The organism is Bacillus sp. DB-2 (genome assembly GCF_003315125.1).
In the GTDB taxonomy this organism is placed as follows: domain Bacteria; phylum Bacillota; class Bacilli; order Bacillales; family Bacillaceae_G; genus Bacillus_A; species Bacillus_A mycoides.
Genome location: NZ_QNRN01000003.1, coordinates 182,763 through 205,712, shown reverse-complemented (window position 1 = coordinate 205,712; position 22,950 = coordinate 182,763). Strand labels below are relative to the sequence as shown.

25 protein-coding genes are annotated in these 22,950 nt (G+C 38.6%); 3 read left to right on the top strand and 22 right to left on the bottom strand.

Features of this window, described 5'->3' with window-relative positions:
• Positions 1–72: 72 nt before the first annotated feature.
• The 6 genes from upp to DET63_RS06470 all read right to left on the bottom strand — a co-directional run bounded on the left by upp (position 73) and on the right by DET63_RS06470 (position 4,832).
• The gene (gene upp / locus DET63_RS06495; protein ID WP_002139017.1) at positions 73–702 is read right to left on the bottom strand and encodes a uracil phosphoribosyltransferase; all 630 of its coding nucleotides are present in this window, start codon (positions 700–702) and stop codon (positions 73–75) included.
• Between the two features lie 271 nt (positions 703–973).
• Positions 974–2,215, bottom strand: a complete 1,242-nt coding sequence (gene glyA, locus DET63_RS06490) for a serine hydroxymethyltransferase (protein WP_002016291.1) — start codon at positions 2,213–2,215, stop codon at positions 974–976.
• 253 nt (positions 2,216–2,468) lie between these two features.
• Positions 2,469–3,041 (bottom strand): TIGR01440 family protein, encoded by a 573-nt coding sequence (locus DET63_RS06485; RefSeq protein ID WP_002089746.1) that lies wholly within the window; start codon positions 3,039–3,041, stop codon positions 2,469–2,471.
• A 66-nt stretch (positions 3,042–3,107) separates the two neighbouring features.
• Entirely contained in the window at positions 3,108–3,551 is a 444-nt protein-coding gene (rpiB, locus tag DET63_RS06480; RefSeq protein ID WP_000869917.1) for a ribose 5-phosphate isomerase B, read from the bottom strand.
• A gap of 96 nt (positions 3,552–3,647) precedes the next feature.
• Positions 3,648–4,088 (bottom strand): low molecular weight protein arginine phosphatase, encoded by a 441-nt coding sequence (locus DET63_RS06475; RefSeq protein WP_113936191.1) that lies wholly within the window; start codon positions 4,086–4,088, stop codon positions 3,648–3,650.
• A gap of 246 nt (positions 4,089–4,334) precedes the next feature.
• Positions 4,335–4,832, bottom strand: a complete 498-nt coding sequence (locus DET63_RS06470; protein WP_002016294.1) for a PTS sugar transporter subunit IIA — start codon at positions 4,830–4,832, stop codon at positions 4,335–4,337.
• A 386-nt stretch (positions 4,833–5,218) separates the two neighbouring features.
• Here DET63_RS06470 and DET63_RS06465 point away from each other — a divergent pair, with 386 nt between their 5' ends.
• Together DET63_RS06465 and DET63_RS06460 are read left to right on the top strand one after the other, a co-directional pair.
• Positions 5,219–5,605: a DoxX family protein gene (locus DET63_RS06465; RefSeq protein ID WP_113936190.1), complete on the top strand. Its 387-nt coding sequence runs from the start codon at positions 5,219–5,221 to the stop codon at positions 5,603–5,605.
• Between the two features lie 167 nt (positions 5,606–5,772).
• Positions 5,773–6,384 carry a flavin reductase family protein gene (locus DET63_RS06460; RefSeq protein ID WP_113936189.1) on the top strand — a complete coding sequence of 204 codons (612 nt, stop codon included), beginning with the start codon at positions 5,773–5,775 and terminating at the stop codon, positions 6,382–6,384.
• 190 nt (positions 6,385–6,574) lie between these two features.
• Here DET63_RS06460 and DET63_RS06455 read toward each other — a convergent pair whose 3' ends face one another.
• From DET63_RS06455 to spo0F, 15 genes are all read right to left on the bottom strand, one after another.
• Positions 6,575–6,853, bottom strand: coding sequence for a DUF3935 domain-containing protein (locus DET63_RS06455; RefSeq protein ID WP_000197480.1), 279 nt, complete (start codon positions 6,851–6,853; stop codon positions 6,575–6,577).
• Between the two features lie 81 nt (positions 6,854–6,934).
• Positions 6,935–7,066 carry a hypothetical protein gene (locus DET63_RS30550; protein ID WP_001037633.1) on the bottom strand — a complete coding sequence of 44 codons (132 nt, stop codon included), beginning with the start codon at positions 7,064–7,066 and terminating at the stop codon, positions 6,935–6,937.
• Between the two features lie 19 nt (positions 7,067–7,085).
• Entirely contained in the window at positions 7,086–7,634 is a 549-nt protein-coding gene (locus DET63_RS06450; protein ID WP_113936188.1) for a manganese efflux pump MntP, read from the bottom strand.
• Between the two features lie 77 nt (positions 7,635–7,711).
• Positions 7,712–8,752, bottom strand: coding sequence for an L-threonylcarbamoyladenylate synthase (locus DET63_RS06445; protein ID WP_113936187.1), 1,041 nt, complete (start codon positions 8,750–8,752; stop codon positions 7,712–7,714).
• Positions 8,753–8,860: 108 nt separating this feature from the next.
• Complete coding sequence (locus DET63_RS06440; protein ID WP_002016300.1) at positions 8,861–9,319, bottom strand: GNAT family N-acetyltransferase; 459 nt, start codon at positions 9,317–9,319, stop codon at positions 8,861–8,863.
• Between the two features lie 49 nt (positions 9,320–9,368).
• Complete coding sequence (spoIIR, locus tag DET63_RS06435; RefSeq protein WP_113936186.1) at positions 9,369–10,229, bottom strand: stage II sporulation protein R; 861 nt, start codon at positions 10,227–10,229, stop codon at positions 9,369–9,371.
• A gap of 342 nt (positions 10,230–10,571) precedes the next feature.
• Complete coding sequence (gene prmC, locus DET63_RS06430; protein WP_002143879.1) at positions 10,572–11,423, bottom strand: peptide chain release factor N(5)-glutamine methyltransferase; 852 nt, start codon at positions 11,421–11,423, stop codon at positions 10,572–10,574.
• Positions 11,423–12,490: a peptide chain release factor 1 gene (prfA, locus tag DET63_RS06425; protein ID WP_002139009.1), complete on the bottom strand. Its 1,068-nt coding sequence runs from the start codon at positions 12,488–12,490 to the stop codon at positions 11,423–11,425. The genes prmC and prfA overlap by 1 nt, the downstream gene beginning before the upstream one ends.
• A gap of 352 nt (positions 12,491–12,842) precedes the next feature.
• On the bottom strand, positions 12,843–13,427 hold the full coding sequence (locus DET63_RS06420) for a thymidine kinase (RefSeq protein WP_002016305.1): 585 nt from the start codon (positions 13,425–13,427) through the stop codon (positions 12,843–12,845).
• A 110-nt stretch (positions 13,428–13,537) separates the two neighbouring features.
• Positions 13,538–13,783, bottom strand: a complete 246-nt coding sequence (locus tag DET63_RS06415; RefSeq protein WP_000643447.1) for a type B 50S ribosomal protein L31 — start codon at positions 13,781–13,783, stop codon at positions 13,538–13,540.
• A gap of 569 nt (positions 13,784–14,352) precedes the next feature.
• Entirely contained in the window at positions 14,353–15,624 is a 1,272-nt protein-coding gene (gene rho, locus DET63_RS06405; RefSeq protein ID WP_002016308.1) for a transcription termination factor Rho, read from the bottom strand.
• A gap of 503 nt (positions 15,625–16,127) precedes the next feature.
• Positions 16,128–17,093 carry a class II fructose-bisphosphatase gene (glpX, locus tag DET63_RS06395; protein ID WP_002016310.1) on the bottom strand — a complete coding sequence of 322 codons (966 nt, stop codon included), beginning with the start codon at positions 17,091–17,093 and terminating at the stop codon, positions 16,128–16,130.
• Positions 17,094–17,276: 183 nt separating this feature from the next.
• Entirely contained in the window at positions 17,277–18,566 is a 1,290-nt protein-coding gene (murA, locus tag DET63_RS06390) for a UDP-N-acetylglucosamine 1-carboxyvinyltransferase (RefSeq protein ID WP_113936184.1), read from the bottom strand.
• 347 nt (positions 18,567–18,913) lie between these two features.
• Positions 18,914–19,771, bottom strand: a complete 858-nt coding sequence (locus DET63_RS06385) for a class II fructose-bisphosphate aldolase (protein WP_002016312.1) — start codon at positions 19,769–19,771, stop codon at positions 18,914–18,916.
• 211 nt (positions 19,772–19,982) lie between these two features.
• Positions 19,983–20,351, bottom strand: coding sequence for a sporulation initiation phosphotransferase Spo0F (gene spo0F / locus DET63_RS06380; RefSeq protein WP_000398592.1), 369 nt, complete (start codon positions 20,349–20,351; stop codon positions 19,983–19,985).
• A 202-nt stretch (positions 20,352–20,553) separates the two neighbouring features.
• On the opposite strand from spo0F, the gene DET63_RS06375 reads away from it, so the two are divergent.
• Entirely contained in the window at positions 20,554–21,078 is a 525-nt protein-coding gene (locus DET63_RS06375) for a DUF2529 domain-containing protein (protein ID WP_061690339.1), read from the top strand.
• Positions 21,079–21,111: 33 nt separating this feature from the next.
• On the opposite strand, the gene pyrG is transcribed toward DET63_RS06375, so the two are convergent.
• Positions 21,112–22,719 carry a CTP synthase gene (gene pyrG, locus DET63_RS06370; protein WP_002016314.1) on the bottom strand — a complete coding sequence of 536 codons (1,608 nt, stop codon included), beginning with the start codon at positions 22,717–22,719 and terminating at the stop codon, positions 21,112–21,114.
• Positions 22,720–22,950 lie beyond the last annotated feature (231 nt).

The window sequence follows — 22,950 nt, the reverse complement described above, 5'->3', positions numbered from 1 at the left end:
TTTATCTCCCCCTCCCCCGTGCGCTGAGGGCGAAAAAAAAACGAGCGGGGAATCCCCCTCTCGTCTGTTGTCTTACTTCGTTCCGAATAAACGGTCACCAGCATCACCAAGACCTGGAACTACATAACCATGGTCATTTAACTTCTCATCTAATGCCGCTACATAAATATCAACATCAGGATGCTCTTCCTGCACTACTTTTACTCCTTCTGGAGCAGCTACGATACACATTAATTTAATTTGCTTTGCACCGCGCTTTTTCAGAGAATTAATTGCTTCAGCCGCAGAACCACCTGTTGCTAGCATCGGATCTAGTACGATAAAGTCACGCTCTTCTACATCCGTTGGAAGTTTCACATAGTATTCTACCGGTTGCAATGTTTTAGGATCACGGTATAGACCAACGTGTCCTACTTTTGCTGCTGGAATTAATTTCAGAATTCCATCAACCATTCCTAAACCTGCACGTAAAATCGGAATTAAACCAAGTTTTTTACCAGCGATCACTTTTGTTGTCGCTTTGCTTACAGGTGTTTCAATTTCAATGTCTTGAAGTGGAAGGTCGCGAGTAATTTCGAAAGCCATTAAGCTTGCTACTTCGTCCACTAATTCACGAAAATCTTTCGTACCTGTATTCTTATCGCGAATATATGTAATCTTATGTTGAATTAACGGGTGATCAAATACATACAGTTTTCCCATGTGAATCTCTCCTTTAGATGATATTCATGCGTTTACACGCTTTTTTACACTATTTACGATTGTAAAGAAAACGCTACTAATATTCAAGGGCAAATTTGGTAAAATCGTGAATTAGAATGAATCTATCTAGTATCTTTACCAATTATGGGAGCTGTATCCTTCATTATATCGCCAAAATTTATTCATCATTTGTATACATACTTTAAAAATAATATATGTCCACAAAAAAGACTGCCAAAACAATTACGTTTCAGCAGTCTTTTTCAATCTATTATAGATCTGTATACATTGGGAATTTGCTCGTTAACGCTTCTACACGCTTACTTGCTTCTTCTAATGCAACTTCATTCTCATGATTTTTTAATGTATAAGCAATAAGTGCCGCAATTTCATCCATTTCTTCTAAACCGAAACCACGAGATGTTACAGCTGCTGTACCGATACGTACGCCGCTTGTTACAAATGGGCTTGCTGTTTCAAATGGAATTGTATTTTTGTTCACTGTAATACCAACTTCATCTAATACGTGCTCTGCTACTTTACCTGTAATTTCTAAGTTACGAACATCAATTAAGATTAAATGATTGTCTGTTCCACCAGAAACAAGTGTAAGTCCTTCTTTTTGAAGACCTTCAGCTAAGCGGTTCGCATTATTAATGATATGTTGTGCATATGTTTTAAACTCATCTTGTAGTGTCTCACCAAATGCAACAGCTTTTGCAGCAATTACGTGCATAAGTGGGCCACCTTGAATACCCGGGAAGATTGATTTATCAATTTGTTTTGCAAATTGCTCTTCACATAAAATCATACCACCACGTGGACCACGTAATGTTTTATGTGTTGTCGTTGTAACGAAATGTGCATGTGGTACTGGGTTTGGATGTAAACCAGCAGCTACTAAACCAGCGATATGTGCCATATCAACCATAAAGTATGCACCCACTTCATCTGCAATCTCACGGAATCGTTTGAAATCGATAACACGAGGATATGCACTTGCACCTGCAACGATTAATTTTGGTTTATGTTCTTTCGCTTTTGCTAATACATCATCGTAATTAATACGGTGAGATTCAGCATCCACGCCATATTCTACGAAATTATATTGTACTCCACTGAAGTTAACAGGGCTTCCGTGTGTTAAGTGACCACCATGAGATAAATTCATGCCAAGTACTGTATCGCCTTGCTCTAAAATCGTGAAGTATACTGCCATGTTCGCTTGTGCACCAGAATGTGGTTGAACATTTACATGCTCTGCGCCAAAAATTTCTTTCGCGCGATCACGTGCGATATCTTCTACTACGTCTACGTGTTCACAACCACCATAGTAACGTTTTCCAGGATATCCTTCAGCATACTTATTCGTTAGAACAGAACCTTGCGCCTCCATTACTGCTTCACTTACGAAGTTTTCCGAAGCAATTAACTCGATCTTTGAACGCTGTCTTCCTAGTTCTGCCTCAATTGCAGCAAATACCTTTTCATCTTGACGTTTTAAATGATTCACCAAAATCCCCCTTTTCTGAACGAATTACATCAATTCCCAATAGTTTTTTCTCATTTATTCAGAAAAAACGAAAATTCAGGTTGTAATTCTTTCGAACCTTCATGTTTTCAACTACATTCTAACATGACTTTCTATATCATAAAAGAAAAAAAAAGACCAAAATTGGTCTTTTCTTTCTTCTATTATAAAGTCAGACCACATACCTTTTACCTTTCGATATAAAGCTGTTATAAGACTTTATAATTTTTCATGTTTAACGGCACGGAATAGCTTCTTCATTTGCCGCATAAACGGCACGTGCTCCACCTATTAGTTTCCCACGTGTTTTCGCCATCGTTACATGCGCACTTCCTATTTCCTTCACACTTGTACGAACCGGTACAGCTACATGCTTTAAATGCATACCGATAAATGTATCGCCGATATCCATTCCTGCATCTGCTTTAATAAACTCAATTACTACCGGATCTTTAAAATTGTGATACGCATACGTCGCTAATGCACCACCTGCTGATCTAACAGGCGTAACTGTTACAATTTCAAATTGATATTTCATCGCTACATCTCTCTCAACTACTAAAGCACGATTTAAATGCTCACAACATTGAAACGCCAATTCAATACCTGTTCTCTCTTGAAATTGTTTTAATTCAGAAAAAATCGCCTCTGCCACTTCCATCGTTCCTGATGTTCCAATTCTTTCACCTAGCACTTCGCTCGTGCTACACCCCACTACAAAAATTTGGCCTCTTTGCAGCGTGGCTTGTTCTTGGAAATCAGAAAGCGACATTTGCAGCTGTTCTCTTACCTTTACGATCTCTGTCATTACGCCTCTTCCTTTCACAGGTTGGTTCACCAAATTATATTTCATACTACTTATAGTTAGAATCTATTACTTTGTTTCGTACGTTTTAATTTTTCCTACGCGGTTTTCGTGACGGCCACCTTCATAGTCAGTTGTTAGCCAAATTTTCGCGATATCACGCGCTAGACCAGCTCCAATTACACGCTCGCCCATTGCTAACATGTTAGTGTCATTATGCTCTCTCGTTGCTTTCGCACTGAAAGTATCATGAACTAATGCACAACGAATACCATTTACTTTGTTTGCTGCGATTGACATACCAATGCCTGTCCCGCAAACTAAAATGCCACGATCTACTTCACCATTCGCGACCATTTCTGCTGCCGGAAACGCAAAATCAGGGTAATCAACAGAACCAGCTTCACATTCACAACCTAAATCAATATATTCAATATTTAACTCTTCTAATAAACTTACAAGTTCTTTACGGATATTCATACCGCCGTGATCAGATGCTACTACTACTTTCATTTTTACCCCTCCAAAGTTTCAATCAATTATCTTCATTTCACACTCGCTACCTTAATGCAACAAAGTGATCTCCAATATCGTATTATACACGAAACATTAACCTTCTGAATGTTTTTCCAGTAAAGTTTGTACAAGTTTTTCCATCTCTTCTAACGTTTCTTTATAAATAGAAAGCGATCCGCCAAATGGATCTGAAATATCCTTACTTATACCCTCAGTTAATCCATATAATGTATCCAATTTCTTTTCAACACTCGGATAATGCCCAAGTACAATTTGCTTATGGTTTTCCGTCATTGTTACTACAATATCCGCCCAATCAACCAAAGTATCGTTTACCTGCTGCGCGGCATGATCGATTACAATTCCTTTTTCAGCTAAAGCTTCCTTTGCATGTACCGACGCATCGCTTCCAGGATAGGCGAAAACACCAGCAGATTGCACTTCAAATTTACCTTCTCCATAATGGCGAAGCAAAGCCTCAGCCATCGGACTACGGCATGTATTTCCAGTGCAAACAAATAACACCCGTTTCATCTAAACCCACCCCTTTTTTCTGTTTCCTACCATTTATCATAGCGTACATTAGAATAGAACAAAAGGAATGTGAATATACGAAAGGCGCATTTCTCTTATATTTTTTCTAAGAAAAATGCGCCTTATCCACATATATGTGAAACCCTATTTCCAAGTGCCCAAAGTATTTCACCATACATAATGAACACACTACAAAACAAAATAAGGAATCCATTTCATACGAAACAGATTCCTTTCATACAATAATTATTTCATTGTAACTTTCATTACTTCTGTTGAACCTTTTGTAGCTGTTACACCTACAGTTGTCTTAATAGACTCAGCTGCATCTGTGTTTGTAATAACGATTGGAGTAATTGTGCTTTTCGCTTTTTCACGAATTAATTCTAAGTCGAATGAGATTAATTTATCTCCAGCTTTTACAGCTTGTCCTTCAGAAACGTGAGCTTCGAAACCTTCACCTTCCATTTTTACAGTTTCTAATCCAACGTGGATTAAAATTTCTGTACCGTTTTTCGCTTTAATTCCAATAGCATGTTTCGTGTGGAATAATTGTACGATTTCACCATCAACTGGAGATACAACTACACCTTCAGTAGGATCGATCGCAACACCGTCACCCATCATACGACCAGCGAATACTGGATCTGGTACTTCTTCAATATTTTTCACTGCTCCAGTTAATGGAGCTACGATTGTTTCTTCATTTGTTTTTGAACCAAAACCGAATAATTTTTTAAACATAGGATAGTCCTCCTTATAATTTACCTAAAAGTTTATAGGGCAATCTCTATTCAAGATCGAAATACACGTAAGACTTCATACTTCGAATGTTATACTGTAAAAACGCTTTCGAAATAAATTATGCCATTACTACTAGACTCTTATTGTAGCGCCTCACAAAATTCCAGTCAATTCTGATTGTCTGAATAACAATGAGAAGTTAACTTCTACTTATATTTTCTCTTTTTTTACCCAACTTGTCTAGAGGTCTTCACTACATTTTGTTTTTTGTTGTTAATTTGTAAAATTTAATTCAAACTTTTTTCGAAATCCACTTGACTAAAGTAAGTAACTATTTTATTATTACTTACATAAGGTAAGTTAATAACTTTTAGGAGGTTTTTTAAATGATGGATTTCGGTCTTCTTATTATTCGTCTTATTATAGGTATTACATTCATGGGTCATGGCGCTCAAAAATTATTTGGGTGGTTCGGCGGTTACGGTTTAAAAGGAACAGGTGGCTGGATGGAATCAATCGGTTTACGCCCTGGTGTATTCATGGCATTTATGGCTGGTGCAACTGAACTATTAGGTGGTTTCTTATTCGCATCAGGTATTTTCATTACAATTGGTTCATTATTTATCGTCGGAACAATGTTAATGGCAATCTTCACTGTTCACGGAAAAAATGGTTACTGGGTAACACAAAACGGATATGAGTATAATTTAATGTTAATCGCTGTTGCTGTTGGTGTAGCTTTAATTGGCCCTGGTGCTTACGTTTTACTTTAATATTTATCTCTATTTCAAGATATTTACCAAAAAAGAGATTACTTCAGTACAATCGAGGTAATCTCTTTTTTTTACATCATCAAAAAAATATTATTTTCAGCAGGAGATTCCCATTGATATCTTGTAAAGGAACAATAAGTATTCATATTTAGAAAGGGGATTACAACATGTTATCCATTAATCCAAACGAACAAACCGAAAAAGATAATTACAAATTACTAACAGGAAGTATCATTCCACGTCCCGTTGCATTCGTTACTTCTGTAACTAAAGATGGTGTATTGAACGGTGCGCCATATAGTTATTTCAATATCGTCGCTGCCAATCCACCACTTATCTCGGTTTCAGTACAACGAAAAGAAGGAAAACCAAAAGACACTTCCCGAAACGCAATCGAAAAAGGGGAATTTGTCGTACATATTTCTGATGAGTCTTACGTAGAAGCGATCAATGAAACAGCTGCCAACCTACCACCCGATGAAAGTGAAATCGAATTAGCAAAACTAACACCGATCGACAGCGATGTCATTTCTGTACCAGGGGTGAAAGAAGCAAATATTCGAATGGAATGTGTATTAGAACGCGCTATCCCGCTCGGCGGAACTGAAGACTCACCAGCTTGCGACCTACTAATCGGCCGCGTCGTTCGCTTCCACGTTGCAGAACACTTATACGAAAACGGCCGAATTCACGCCGAAGAACTAAAACCAATAAGCCGCCTAGCAGGACACAACTACGCAAAACTAGGAGAACAATTTGAATTAGTGAGGCCCATTTAAAGGCGGAAGCGGCTCGTTCAGAATCGCAGGGCATTGGAACTCTCGACCTTGAAGCGCTTTTTGCTTCGAGCGAGAGAGTGAAATGACCGGAGATTCTAGCCGCTGGAGCTGGATATATTTAAAAGCGCAAGCGGCTCGCTCAGCTCCTGCACTCAAACATAAAATCCCCCGCTAAAAGCGGGGGATTTTTTCACTGTAATTCTTCCTTCTTCTCTTCTAATGCAGGTAATTTCTCTTTTTTAGATTTACTAAGCTTTATTACAAAGAAATATAAAGAAAGCAATGTAATAAGGAAAACTATTAAAAACGGGTACGGAGAATAAAAAGTACGCGCTGCCTCCGTTTTCCCCGCAACAAATTTCAATGACTCAATATCTAAAAACTCAGCAAACATTTGTACACCGAGCATACTAAACCAAAAAACAAAAAAACTAATAATAATACCAAAAACTTGCTTCAATCTCGTCATCCATCTCATCCTTTCTATATTTGTAATTTTTTAGCGCGATCAATATAGTACAAACAGAACTATGCACAGAAAGGAACGATCTCACCATTCACAAATTAACTTAATCCAACCTAACATCGAAATTTGCAAAATAATACCCCAGATTATTAGCCTTCTTAGCCATCTAGGAAAGAAGGTTAAAAACTTAACATACCATTCCAATAACTTGTTCATAATTCCCTCCTATATAAAATTATATAGGAAAAAGGAGATATAATCCAAATCCAACCAGAATGATACCACCTACTATTTCACCATATGTACCAAGCATATTTTTGGCATGCCTACCGAGCAATAAACCCATCCACGCCAGTAACATACTTATTAGTCCGAACAATAATATCGTAATAATTGTCTCTGCTCCGTAAATTCCAAGACTAAGACCTACTGAAAAACTATCTATACTGACACCAAATGCAAATACAAATAAACTAATTCCAATTGGAGCAGTTCTAGTCTCTTCACTTTCTAAAATAGATGAATATACAATATAGAACCCTAGCCCAATCAATAAAATAGCTCCTGCAAAATTCGCGACATCCCCATACTTCTCTGATAGAAAACGTCCTAGTACCATTCCGATAAATGGCATAATAATATGAAATATCCCAATCGTCATACCTATATAAAGGATTTGTCTTAACTTTAATGTTACCATCCCCATACCGAGGCTCACTGAAAATGCATCCATCCCCAGGGCAAATGCCATAATTATTAAAGGTATTAATTGTTCAAGTGTCATTCATATCCCCCCTCGGACGTGCTACTTCACAATATGCTTATCCGAGGAAAAATATTCTGTTTGCTAAAGGTACATTATCATTCAGTGATAATATGATGTCCCGCAGCTTTTGTTAAACGATTCATAATTGCATTTCCTATACCTTCATTCGGGAATGATTCACTAAAAATAACATCTACTTCACTTGCATCAAACGTTCTAAGCACATCATATAACTTAGTCGCAACGCTGGCTAAATCGCTTCGCACACCACAAGACAATACAACATCTGCACTATACACATGTTGATACTCTTCGGTCGTTAATACACCTACTTTAAATCCTTCTTTCTTTTTCTCATCTACAATACGTTGAATAAACTCACGGGATCCTTCAACAATACTAAGTGGCGCTTTCGGTGCATAATGTGTATATTTCATTCCAGGCGATTTCGGTTTTTCTTTCTCATCCTTTAAAGCTGGATCTAAAGAAACATTTCCTATTACTGCTTCCAATTGTTCCTGCGTAATCCCACCAGGACGTAAAATCGTCGGAACTTCGCTCGTACAATCAATTACAGTTGATTCAACACCTACTCCTGTCGCCCCGCCATCAACAATACCAGCAATTTTCCCATTTAAATCTTCATACACATGAGAAGCTAACGTTGGACTTGGGCGTCCTGAACGATTCGCACTCGGTGCCGCAACAGGCACGTTTGCCTCTTCAATAAGGGCGAGCGCTACTGGATGATCCGGCATCCTCACTCCGACTGTATTAAGTCCTGCCGTAACCCTCTCTGAAATCCCTTTTTTTCTCGGTAAAATGATTGTTAATGGTCCTGGCCAAAAATGCTCCATTAACTTTTCTGCAACCGGCGGAATTTCTTTTACGATACCATCTAACTGAGATTTTGTTCCTATGTGGACAATCAGTGGATTATCGCTCGGTCTCCCTTTCGCTTCAAAAATTTTCGCTATCGCTTCATCATCCATTGCGTTTGCTCCTAACCCATAAACCGTTTCCGTTGGGAAGGCCACCGCTTCATTTTCTCTTAATAATCTCGCTGCTTCTTTTAATTGTGGATAATATTTTTTTCTTTCCACAACATTATCCACAACCCACATATTTGTATGCATTTTTTCCCACGTCCTTTTCTACCATGAAATACTTGTCTATTTTTAGTTTACTATGAGATTTATCCAAAAGACAAACAAGGTTTATCCACAAAATGTGGATAAACCTTGTTAATCCGTGGATAACTTTGTGAATAGCTGACAATTTAGTATTATTGCATTTAGCTCTTTTATATTTTTACAAAAGTGTTCTAACTGTCGAATTTCCTCTGGCACTTCCTCTTTCTCTATAATGACAAAGTTAAAAAACTGAAAGATGGTCACAGATTGTGGATGATTTGTGAGTAAGTACAATTGTCGAATATCTTTTTCTTTCATATACTGCAAAAACATCTCGAAAAAATATAAGAAAGTCTGTTTATCCACATTAGGTGTGAATAAACAAGAACGGATAAGTGCATTTTCTCCACTTTGTTCATATCCAATTACCGCTCGTATTTCTCCCGCCTCTTCCAAGATCATAAATTGTGCGTACAACTCATTTATTTTATCATCTTTTTTATTAGCTTGTCCGAAAAAAGAATGTAATCTTTCTACATCTGCTTTCGTAGCAAAATACACGTTCTTCATAGTAAATCCCTCCTCATTGATATATATGAGGAAGGATTTATTAATAGCACTATTTAGAGAATAAAGATGTAAAAGCTTCGACGATAAATAATTTAACCTCTGGTTTCTCTTCCTCTTCTACTGTTACATACTCATTTTGCTTTTCTTGTTTTTGCTCCACAGGTTTCTCCACTTTTTCCACAGTTTTTGTTTCTACTTTTTTTACAGGCTGTTCTTCTACTTGTGTTTCGTGTTTTACTACTTTCTTTTCAGAATCTGTTACTTTTTTTGCGACTTCCTGCTTTACAACCTTCGTTTCTTTCACTTTACCCTCTTTCTTCTCTGGTACACCCACTACTTCCTCATCTTGCTCCTTAACTTCCCCCTCCTCAGGAGATTCAGCCTTCACAACATGTTCTTCTTTCCTTACAGCTGTACCACTTGAAAAATCTAAGAAACACATCGGTGGAAATAATACACACCACCAGTTTGCACCTTCACCTTTTCCAATTGTAATAAGTACCGCTTCATATTCTCCTGCCGGATAAATAAAATTCCCATATACCTTTGTAGGAAACTTCACATTCTTACCGAATTTCACTTGAAACGCCTCTTTACTTCCTTCTCTTTTCAGCGTATTCGCCACTGTCTTTTCAATTTCAGGAATATGATTTTGAATTACTTTTCGAGCTTCTTCAAATGACGTTAAATCCGCTACCCATCCATCAATTTGCACTTTCACTTCATCACGTACTTTACGTTTTAATGCCTGATCTTTATCGGAATCACTATTAGCTAAAATACGTAATCGAACGGCCTCTTTCGGAATAACAGTAGGCCCTTTTGCATCAGCTTTCATATATCCAAACTGCACAAGTAACTGTGCACCAATTAATAATAAAAGAAAGTAAGCAATAACTTGTTTTTTCATTTCCTCCACCGTCCCCTCTAAAAACAGTGTGGACAGACTTTCATCTTTCTAAACTATTAAATTCGAAATCTATATAAAAAACCGATAGAAAAGCATTTTTTTAATTGGCGAGAGGGACTGGCTATGTATAGGAGCGGTCAGGGCCTTTTCCTGCCACGCGCAAAGTTTTAAAACAAAGACAGGCAACAAGGTGTATGTCCATTTTTATCTTTATGACAGCAATCTATAGGTAATAAGAGGCGTATTTTCTCTGGAATAATACCCCTTACCAAAATTCTAAATAAAATGTATGGCTGAGTAGTTACGAATTTTTCATACAAAAAATAGAGTAAGGCTTATGCCTTACTCCATCTCTGCAAATACCATGCGATCTTTTCCATTAATATCAAATACAACTTCGACTTGAGCGCGCGGGAAAGTTTGCTGTAATAATGCTTTCACATCTTCACCTTGCCCTACACCAATTTCAAACGCCACAATCGCCTTTTTCTGTAATACATTCGGCAATTCTTCCATAAAACGACGATAGAAATCTAGTCCATCTTCACCACCAACAAGCGCACGCTTCGGCTCATGCTCCTTCACAACAGTAGAAAGACCACGCCAATCTTCCTCTGGTATGTACGGAGGATTGGAAACAACAACATCTAACTTCTGACCTGTTTCATAAAACGGAGACAGTAAATCGCCGTGATAGAAAGTTACATCCGCCCCTAAAGTTTTTGCATTTTCTTTTGCAACTTCAATCGACTCCTGTGCGATATCTACTGTATACACATGAAGATTTTTATTTTCTAAAGCGAGCGTAATAGAAATCGCTCCACTACCTGTTCCAATATCCGCTATGTGAAGCTCCTCATTACCGAAATGGCGCTCAATTCTCTCTAGCACTCCAACTATAAGTTCCTCTGTTTCCGGTCTTGGTATCAATACCTCTTCATTTACAAAGAATGATCGGCCATAAAACATTTCATAACCGAGCATATATTGGATCGGAATACCTTCTACATGGTTGTGGATAAATTCTGCAAAACTTTTCTCTTGTTCCGCAGTTATTTCTTCACGCATATTCATGAGCATTCCGGTTCTGTTTGTCTTTAATACATGACAAAGGACAATTTCTCCCGCATTTTCATCTCGTCCATTTTCCTGTAAAAAAGAAGAAGCCCATTTCAGGGCTTCATAGACACGCATTACTCAGCTGCCTCCATCTTTTGCGCCTGATCTTCCATCACTAAGGCATTGATGAAATCATCTAACTTACCTTGTAGGATTTGATCTAGCTTTTGAATCGTTAAACCGATTCGATGGTCTGTAACACGGTTTTGCGGGAAGTTATACGTACGAATACGCTCTGAACGATCTCCCGTACCAACAGCTTGTTTACGGTTTTGATCATACTCAGCTTGCGCTTCTTGTCTAAATTTATCATAAACACGTGCGCGTAATACTTTCATCGCTTTTTCTTTATTCTTAATTTGTGATTTCTCATCCTGACAAGATACAACTACACCAGTCGGTAAATGTGTTAAACGTACCGCTGACATCGTTGTATTAACGCTTTGTCCACCAGGGCCACTAGAAGCAAACGTATCAACACGAACATCTTTTTCATGAATATTAATTTCTACTTCTTCTGCCTCTGGTAGTACAGCTACAGTTGCTGTAGATGTATGAATACGTCCACCAGATTCCGTTTCAGGAACACGTTGTACACGGTGAGCACCATTCTCGAATTTCAGCTTCGCGAAAGCACCTTTACCATTAATCATAAAGATAATCTCTTTATATCCACCTAACTCTGTATAGCTCGCTTCGATAATTTCAGTTTTCCAACCTTGTACCTCAGCATAACGGCTATACATACGATATAAATCACCAGCAAATAAAGCTGCCTCGTCACCACCAGCAGCGCCACGAACCTCAACGATAACGTTTTTATCATCATTAGGGTCTTTTGGAACAAGTAAAATTTTCAGACGTTCTGATAATGTTTTCTCTTGTCCTTCTAATTCAGAAACCTCTTCTTTTACCATATCACGCATATCAGCGTCTAACTTATCTTCTAACATTGCTTTTGCATCTCGTAATTGCTCACGAACATCTTTATACTCACGGTACACCTCTACCGTGTCCTGAATATCAGATTGCTCTTTTGAATACTCACGAAGCTTATTTGTATCGCTAATAACCTCTGGGTCACTTAACAATTCATTCAACTTCTCATAACGATTTTCTACAGCTTGCAAACGATCTAACACACCATTCACCTCTACATCCTAGTATCTAATACAAATAGTATATGGTACTTAATCAAAAAAACGCAAATTATATTTAAAAGCGTAAGCGGCTTGTTCAGAATCGCAGGACATTGGAACTCTCGACCTTGAAGCGCTTTTTGCTTCGAGCGAGAGAGTGAAATGGCCGGAGATTCTTGCCGCTGGAGCTAGATAATATTTAAAAGCGCAGGTGGCTTGTTCAGAATCGCAGGACATTGGAACTCTCGACCTTGAAGCGCTTTTGCTTCGAGCGAGAGAGTGAAATGGCCGGAGATTCTTGCCACCAATCTTCATCTATTTTCGAAAAAAACCCGCTCTACATAGCGAGTTTAATTTATCTTTGTTTTGTAGGTACTGCATGACAATGACGACAACGTGGTTCGTACGATTCTGAAGCCCCAACTAAAATAATTGGATCATCAAATGCCGCTGGTTCTCCATCAATTAAACGTTGCGTACGACTTGCAGGAGATCCACATTCAGAACAAACTGCCTGCAATTTAGTTACATGTTCAGCAATCGCCATCAGCTGAGGAACTTGTCCAAATGGTAGACCACGGAAATCTTGGTCTAATCCAGCTACAATGACACGATAGCCACGATTTGCCAATACTTGCACCACTTCCACAATGTCCCCATCAAAAAATTGTACCTCATCGATTGCAATAACATCCATTTCTTCTGTTACATGGTTAAATATATCTTTTGAAGCTGAAACAGGAACTGCTTTAACCTTTAATCCATTATGTGATACAACATCTTCTTCACTATAACGATTATCAATACATGGTTTAAATACAATTGCATGTTGTTTCGCAAATTGTGTACGGCGTATACGGCGGATGAGCTCTTCTGATTTTCCAGAAAACATACTCCCGCAAATCACTTCAATCCAACCATTTTGATTCATTAAGTACATTGAGCTCTCCTTTCATCTACTTTCCTAATCCAAAGTAGGGCAAAGGTTTAATATTTTCGCAAAAAAAACAGACAAGCGAATACATACACTTGCCTGTTTTATGTTCTTTATTACTTAATACCGTATTTCTTATTGAAGCGGTCAACACGTCCGTCTGCAGTAGCAAACTTCTGACGTCCAGTGTAGAATGGGTGAGAATCAGAACTGATCTCAATTTTTAGTAATGGATAAGTGTTACCATCTTCCCACTCAACAGTTTCGCTAGAGCCTTTTGTAGACCCGCTTAAGAATTTGAAGCCAGTGTTCGTGTCCATAAATACAACTTTATTGTAATTTGGATGGATTCCTGCTTTCATTCTTTTCATCTCCTTCCGCCCTGAATCATTTTCGAAACAGAGTTTTTCATCTTCAGCTGCTTACACAACTATATTGATGAAACACATATGATGAAATTATAACAAGGCTAACTCCATTTTGCAACTACCTGTTTTTGTCTTTTTAAAAATTAAAAGCACAAGCGGCTCGTTCAGAATCCAGGTCACTTCAAGCTCTCGACCAAGAAGCGCTTTTTGCTTCGACCGAGAGAGCGAAATGACCGGAGATTCTTGCCGCTGGAGATGGATATACCTAAAAGCACAAGCGGCTCGTTCAGAATGAGAGGGGGATGGAGCTTCTGACGTAGAGGCGCTTTTTGCCTCGTAGGAAGACGCGAAGCCACCGACCATTCTAGCCGCTGGAGATGGAACTAGATACACCTTAAAGCGCAAGCGGCTGGCCCAGAATCGTAGGGCACTTCAAGCTCTCAATCCAAATATGATTTTCATCTCAAAAAACAAATTTTTCCATATATTACTCTCTCTAATATTCCCTTAAAAACATAAAAAACTCGCTTACTACGAAATAAGCGAGTCCCCATCTTTTCCCTTTACTTAGTGGTTACATACCTTTTTGAGTCTGCAACAATGTTTTGTAAAAATTCTTCATTTGTCTTTGTTTGACGAAGTTTACGTAAGAAGCCTTCAACAAAGTCTGGTGTATCACGCATTGTTTTACGAATACCCCACAGCTTGTCTAAATGTTCTTTCGGAATTAATAGGTCTTCTTTACGCGTACCAGAGCGACGAATATCAATCGCTGGGAAGATACGGCGCTCAGCTAATGAGCGATCTAAGTGAAGTTCCATATTTCCAGTTCCTTTAAACTCCTCGTAAATTACATCATCCATACGAGACCCTGTATCAACAAGCGCTGTTGCTAAAATCGTTAGGCTACCGCCCTCTTCGATATTACGCGCAGCCCCAAAGAAACGCTTCGGTCTATGAAAAGCAGCAGGATCAATACCACCCGATAAGGTTCTACCACTTGGCGGAATAACAAGGTTGTAAGCACGCGCTAAACGGGTAATACTATCCATTAAAATAACAACGTCCCTTTTATGTTCTACAAGACGCATTGCACGCTCTAATACAAGCTCAGCTACTTTAATATGATTCTCTGGCACTTCATCAAAAGTAGAACTTACAACATCACCTTTAACAGAACGTTCAATATCTGTTACTTCCTCTGGACGCTCATCAATTAAAAGTACAATTAATTCTGCTTCCGGATGATTTGTTGTGACACTGTGTGCAATTTCTTTTAACAGACTTGTTTTACCAGCCTTTGGAGGCGCAACAATTAAACCACGTTGTCCAAATCCAACTGGTGCGATTAAATCCATGATGCGTGTCGGTAACTTTTTCGTTTCCGTCTCCAATTTCATTTGGCGATCTGGGTATAACGGTGTTAATGCAGGGAAATGTACACGCTCTTTTGCTGAGTCTGGATCATCTCCATTTACAGCTTCAACTTGTAGCAATCCAAAATAGCGCTCATTTTCTTTCGGAGGTCGTACTTTACCAGAAACCTTATCTCCATTACGTAAATCGAAACGACGAATTTGCGAAGCCGAGATATAAATATCTTCTGAGCTTGGAGAATAATTGATAGGACGTAAGAATCCAAATCCTTCTGATTGAATAATTTCTAATACGCCTTCCATGAAAAAGAAACCTTCTTTTTCTGCTCGAGCTTTTAAGATAGAGAAGATTAGCTCTTTTTTCGTTAACTTGCTGTAATACGAAATCTTAAATTCCTTCGCAAGCTCGTATAACTCTTTTAATTTCATGTTTTCTAATGCTGCAATTGACAAATTCATTCAGACACCACACTTTAACTTTATTCTCTTTTCACATGGGTAAAGGGAAAAATACGGAAGGCAAATAAATAATAATGAAAGGCAATAAGTTCAAGTAGGATAATATTCACTATTGTAACCCTTTTATCTAGTTTTAATCAATACGTTGAAACACAAATACAAGAAGCGAAGACAAGAAAATTTGTCTTCGCCTTTTCATATTTCTTTCTTTTTTCTACTCACCTGATTTTAAGGCAGAATAGATAAGGTATTTCTGCTTGTATTTAATCCAGCTTCAGCAGCTAGAATGGTCGGTGGCTTCACTTCTTCCTGCGAGGCAAAAAGCGCCTCTACGTCAGAAGCTCCATCCCCCTCCCATTCTGAACGAGCTGCTTACGCTTTTTATTTAATCCAGTTCCAGCGGCTAGAATCTCCGGGCATTTCACTCTCTCACTCGAAGCAAAAAACGCTTCAAGGTCGAGAGTTCCAATGCCCTGCGATTCTGAACAAGCCGCTTGCACTTTTTATTTAATAACCAAATTCGGTTTTTTATTTAAGCTATGGCGGCCGTCTACGAAGCGTACTGTGCCTGATTTTGCACGCATAACAAGTGATTGTGTTGTTCCGACGCTACCTTTAAATTGAACGCCTCGTAATAGTTCTCCGTCTGTTACACCTGTTGCTGCAAAGATTGCATCGTCACCTTTTACTAAGTCTTCCATACGAAGGATACGATTGATATCTTCAATACCCATTCTTTTACAACGAGCTAGTTCAGCTTCGTTTTGAGGTAAGAGCTTCCCGTGAATTTCTCCACCTAAGCATTTTAATGCGACCGCAGCTAATACACCTTCAGGTGCTCCACCAGAACCGAATAGAATATCTACACCAGTACGGTCAAATGCTGTATTGATTGCTCCAGCTACATCTCCATCGTTAATTAATTTAATACGAGCACCAGCTTTACGAATTTCTTCGATAATTGCTTGATGACGTGGACGGTTTAAAACTGTCGCTACAACATCTTCGATATCTTTATTTTTCGCTTTCGCCACTGCACGTAAGTTGTCGATAATAGGTGCGTCAATATCAACTGCACCAACTGCTTCTGGACCAACCGCTATTTTATCCATGTACATGTCAGGAGCATGTAACAAATTGCCGTGATCTGCAATTGCAATAACAGCAAGCGCATTCCATCCGCCAGCTGCTACGATATTTGTCCCTTCTAAAGGATCAACTGCAACGTCTACGCGTGGTCCATATCCTGTACCCAACTTCTCTCCGATATATAGCATTGGCGCTTCATCCATTTCACCTTCGCCAATTACAACTGTACCTTTCATCGGAATTGTATCAAATACATCACGCATAGCTGATGTTGCTGCACCATCTGCCTCATCTTTTTTTCCGCGCCCCATCCAACGCGCTGATGATAATGCTGCAGCCTCTGTTACACGTACTAACTCCATAGATAAACTTCTTTCCACGATAATCCCTCTCCTTTAAATCTTTATATTTCTGCCGTATTTTGTGAACCTTGTTTTTCTATAAAGTGTACTTCCGTTAGTAGTGATTCTTCGCTCCCCATTAACGGAAGTATCACCACCTTATCCCGATTGGTGAGGGTTAATAATCAGCGTGGGATACCCCATACTGATTAAAGTTTCACTTTATGCATTCTTCATTTCTTCAATTTCTTGCTTTGTCATTTGTTCTCGCCAAATGTTTGCACCAAGCCCTTTAAGCTTGTCTACTATATTTTCGTAACCTCGATCAATATGATCAAGTCCCGTCACTTCTGTAATGCCATCCGCCATTAAACCCGCAATAACAAGGGACGCACCAGCTCGTAAGTCACTCGCTTTCACCTTCGCACCTTGTAATAAAACAGGTCCAGTCACAATTGCTGAACGGCCTTCTACTTTAATTTGCGCGTTCATACGGCGCAATTCGTCAATATGCTTGAAACGTGCGCTGTAAATTGTATCGGTTACAACTCCTGTTCCATGCGCTTTTGTTAAAAGCGTTGTAAACGGCTGTTGTAAATCTGTTGGAAACCCTGGATATACAAGCGTTTTTATATCAACTACTTTTAACCTTCTATTGCCGTTCACTGTAATTTGGTCATCGTTCGTTTCAACTTGAACACCAGCTTCTCTTAGCTTCGCCGTAACGGACTCTAAATGCTGAGGAATAACATTATCAACTGTTACTTCTCCTCCTGACGCTGCTCCTAAAATCATATACGTACCAGCTTCAATACGGTCTGGAATAATAGTGTGGTGACAACCGTGCAGTGAATCCACACCATCAATTCGGATTACATCTGTACCAGCACCTTTAATACGTGCGCCCATACTCGTTAACAATGTAGCTACATCAATAATCTCTGGTTCTTTCGCTGCATTTTCAATAACAGTTCTACCTTTCGCTCGTACAGCCGCTAGCATAATATTAATCGTAGCTCCTACACTAACAACATCTAAATAAATACGTGCCCCACGTAGTTCGTCTGCTCTTAAATAAATGGCACCTTGTTCATTTGTAACATATGCCCCTAACGCTTCAAACCCTTTAATATGCTGATCAATCGGTCGTGGCCCTAAATGACATCCACCTGGAAGCCCAATAACAGCTTTTTTAAAACGGCCAAGCATTGCACCCATTAAATAATAAGAGGCGCGCAATTTTTTCACTTTTCCATTTGGTAAAGGCATCGCAACCATGTTAGAAGGATCGACTACCATCTCTTCTTCCTGCCCATAAGTTACTTTCCCTCCAATTTCCTCTAGTAAGTCTCCTAACATTTTCACGTCCGAAATATTAGGAACACCGCCAATAGTTACTGGAGTATCTGCTAAAATTGTCGCTGGAATTAGTGCAACAGCACTGTTCTTTGCACCACTCACACGAATCGTTCCATTTAAAGCTCTTCCGCCTTCAATTAGCAACTTTTCCATATTGAGCTCCCTTCTTGTGAATGTATTTATCTTCTACTTCTTTATAAGAAGTAGAAGATTCCCCCTTAAGAATCTCAATCACTCTTTCCATCCTGAAACTCAATAAGTAGAAAACCATCACCTGTAGCTCCCCTGCTATACAAATAGATGAAGATTAACTATTCATCGAATCAAATTACTCAATTCAGATACTTACCACATTTATTAATAGGACTATGCACATTATTTTCTATATTCGCAAACCAAAAATTCACTTTATAAAATCTTTAGACTTGTTCGCGCTTTCATTATACAACGAAAGGAAACCGTCTAAAAGACTAGACGGTTTCCAAAACGGAATTTTATTCTTACGCTTTACCGTTAGAACCGAACTCACGCATTTTACCAGCAACAGTTGCTTTGATAGCGTCGCGGCCAGGTCCAATATATTTACGAGGATCGTAAACTTCTTGGTCTTTGTTTAATGCTTCACGAACAGCTTTTGTAAACTCAATTTGGTTCTCAGTGTTTACGTTAATTTTTGAAGTACCTAAAGAAATAGCTTTTACGATATCAGCAGTTGGGATACCAGTACCACCGTGTAATACTAAAGGTACGCCAGTGAAGTCGCGAACTTGTTCCATTTCAGCGAATCCTAAGTTAGGCTCACCTTTGTAAGGACCGTGTACAGAACCTAAAGCTGGAGCTAGGCAATCGATACCTGTTGCTTCAACAAGGTGCTTACACTCTGCTGGATCAGCGTAAATTACGCCTTCAGCGATGATGTCGTCTTCTTGTCCGCCAACTGTTCCAAGCTCAGCTTCAACAGATACGTTACGAGCGTGTGCGTATTCTACCACTTTTTTAGTAGTTTCAACGTTTTCATCGAATGGGTGGTGAGAAGCGTCGATCATTACAGATGTGAAACCTGCATCAATTGCTTCTTTACATTTTTCGAAGCTTGAACCATGGTCAAGGTGAATCGCTACAGGAACAGAAATGTTCATTTCTTCGATTAAAGCTTTAACCATAGCTACAACTGTTTTGAAACCAGTCATATGACGAGCTGCACCCTCAGATACACCTAAGATTACAGGAGATTTTTCTTCTTCCGCAGCAGCTAAGATAGCTTGAGTCCACTCTAAGTTGTTCATGTTGAATTGACCAACTGCGTATTTTCCTTCTAGTGCTGTGTTTAGCATTTCTTTCATAGAAACTAAAGGCATGGTGAATCCTCCTAAAAAACGTTTTTTGTATCCGATAAATTCTTATCGCTGGTAGTATGACCAGAATAAGGTAAAATATGTATATTTACATACCGGACTTCTTTCTACACTCAATAGGATAACAACTTGTACTCAAAAACTCAACTGTATTCACCTGCTCAATAGTCCATGTAAACGCTTTTTTCCATATTTTTTATAAAAAATTCATTTTTTACGCCTCTACAGCAAGCTGATCTCTCACTGCTTGACGAATCTCATCAATATCAAACGGTTTAGCAAAGTGCATTAAAGCTCCTAAATCTTTCGCTTCTTGAATCATATCCAATTCTCCATAAGCAGTCATTAAAATCACTTTAATACTCTCATCAATTTCTTTTACATGTTTTAAAATCTCTATACCATCCATACCTGGGATTTTCATATCTAACACTACTAAATCCGGATTATCTTTTTTCACGATATCTAAAGCTTGAAATCCATTCGCTGCTTGGAACGTCTGATAACCTTCTTTTTGGAACACTTCATGCAATAAAACACGAATGCCATATTGATCATCAACGATTAAAATTTTCCCTTCCATAACTCCCAACCTTTCTGTGTAAGTACAAGATTTAAAGCTTCTTATATCTTATCGGTTTATTTTCGCTACTCTTTGCCAAATCCCTTCCTATTCTTTCTTATTTTACCGTTTCCTATTTTGTTATGCCACCCTACTATTTCCCCTTTCCAAAAAAAATAAGCTATAATGAGAACCAGCTAACACGAAAGAAAGGAGCAACAACATGTTAAAAATTTTCTCGACTCAATTAAGTGGATATTTCTCCCGAATTTCTCAAAAAGAAGAAATGAATATAGAAGATAGCGCTCGTCTACTTGCCCAGGCGTTAGTTGGCGATGGCTTCATTTACTTGCACGGTACAAACGAAATGGAAGGTATTGTTTCAGAAGCATTATTTGGCGCCGAACCAATGAAACAAGCAAAACGTTTAATAGAAAACAGTGAACCGGCGGCAGTGACTTCTGCGGACCGCGTACTTCTTATTAGTCGTTTTTCGACAGATGAAGAAATTATAAAAACCGCGAAAAAACTTCATGAAGAAGGCCAATCTATCGTTGGAATCTCGGCTATTCAAGAAGGTGTTGAATCACTGGAACAATATACAGATGTACATATTGATACAAAGCTGTTAAAAGGTCTTATTCCAGATGATGAAGGTAACCGCTATGGGTTCCCAAGTTTAATTATAGCTTTATTTGCTTATCACGGATTGAAATTTACAATTGATGAAATGTTAAACGAATATTAAAAAAAGCGCCCTATTTCAGGCGCTTTTTTTTTATTACTTGCTCTCTTTATTCGTAATAGAAGCACTTACGAAGTCATGGAACAATGGTTGTGGACGGTTTGGACGAGATACAAGTTCTGGATGGAACTGTGCTGCCACGAACCAAGGGTGATCTTGTAATTCAATAATTTCCACTAGACGACCGTCTGGGCTTGTACCAGAGAATACAAATCCTGCTTTTTCCATATCTGGACGGAATTGATTGTTGAACTCATAACGATGACGATGACGCTCATATACAACCGGCTCATTGTAAGCATTGTAAGCATTTGTTTCTTCAGCAAGCTTACATGGGTATAGACCAAGGCGAAGTGTACCACCTAAATCTTCTACATCTTTTTGTTCTGGTAATAAATCGATAATTGCATAAGGTGTGTCAGGATTAATTTCAGAAGAGTTAGCTCCTTCTAATCCTAATACGTTACGTGCAAATTCGATTGATGCAAGTTGCATACCTAGGCAAATTCCTAAGAATGGAACTTTGTTTTCACGAGCATATTGAATTGCAACGATTTTACCTTCTACACCACGATCGCCGAAGCCACCTGGTACAAGGATACCATCTGTATCGCCAACTAATTCTTTTACGTTCTCTGCTGTTACGTGCTCAGCATTTACCCATTTCACTTCTACATCTGTGTCGAATGAATAACCTGCATGACGAAGCGCTTCTACAACAGAAATGTATGCATCTTGAAGCTCTACGTATTTACCAACAAGAGCGATTTTTGTTTTCTTAGAAAGGTTACGTACTTTATTAACTAGCGCAGTCCAATCTGTCATATCTGCAGCTGGATTGTCTAACTTCAAGTGATCACAAACGATTTGGTCCATGTTTTGTTCTTGAAGAGATAATGGAACTGCATATAAAGTATCTGCATCGCGTGCTTCGATAACTGCTTTTGTATCGATGTCACAGAATAATGCAAGCTTGTCTTTCATGTCCTGAGAAACAGGTAGTTCTGTACGAACAACGATAATATTTGGTTGAATACCTAAGCTGCGAAGCTCTTTAACGCTATGTTGCGTTGGTTTTGTTTTCATTTCACCCGCTGCTTTTAAGTACGGGATTAACGTACAGTGAATGTACATTACATTGTCACGACCGATGTCGCTCTTAATTTGACGAATTGCTTCTAAGAATGGTAGAGACTCGATATCACCAACAGTTCCACCGATTTCTGTAATAACAACGTCGGCATTTGTTTCGCGACCAGAACGATATACACGTTCTTTAATTTCGTTAGTAATGTGAGGAATAACTTGAACTGTTCCTCCTAAATATTCACCACGACGCTCTTTTTGAAGAACTGAAGAGTAAATTTTACCTGTTGTTACGTTGCTGTATTTATTTAAGTTGATGTCAATAAAACGCTCATAGTGACCTAGGTCTAAGTCCGTTTCTGCACCATCATCTGTTACGAATACCTCACCGTGTTGGTAGGGGCTCATAGTCCCTGGGTCTACGTTAATGTATGGATCAAACTTTTGAATAGTTACGTTTAAACCACGATTCTTTAAAAGTCTTCCAAGAGATGCTGCTGTAATACCTTTACCTAAAGACGATACTACACCGCCTGTTACAAAAATATACTTAGTCATGAAAAAGCTCCCTCCTATTTTGCTGTTATATAATCACCGTTGCAAAGCGCAACGTATGTAGATAACACTGTATCCATCTTATTGTTAGACTCTTTTTATTTTCTAAACAAAAAACAAAAAAGAAAATTGCTCCCCTCATCACATAAAGTAATAAGTAGGGAGCAATTTTCTTTTATATTTACACTTTAAAAGTATTATCGTCTTTTTTTAAAGAGCCCAAAAATGATTCTA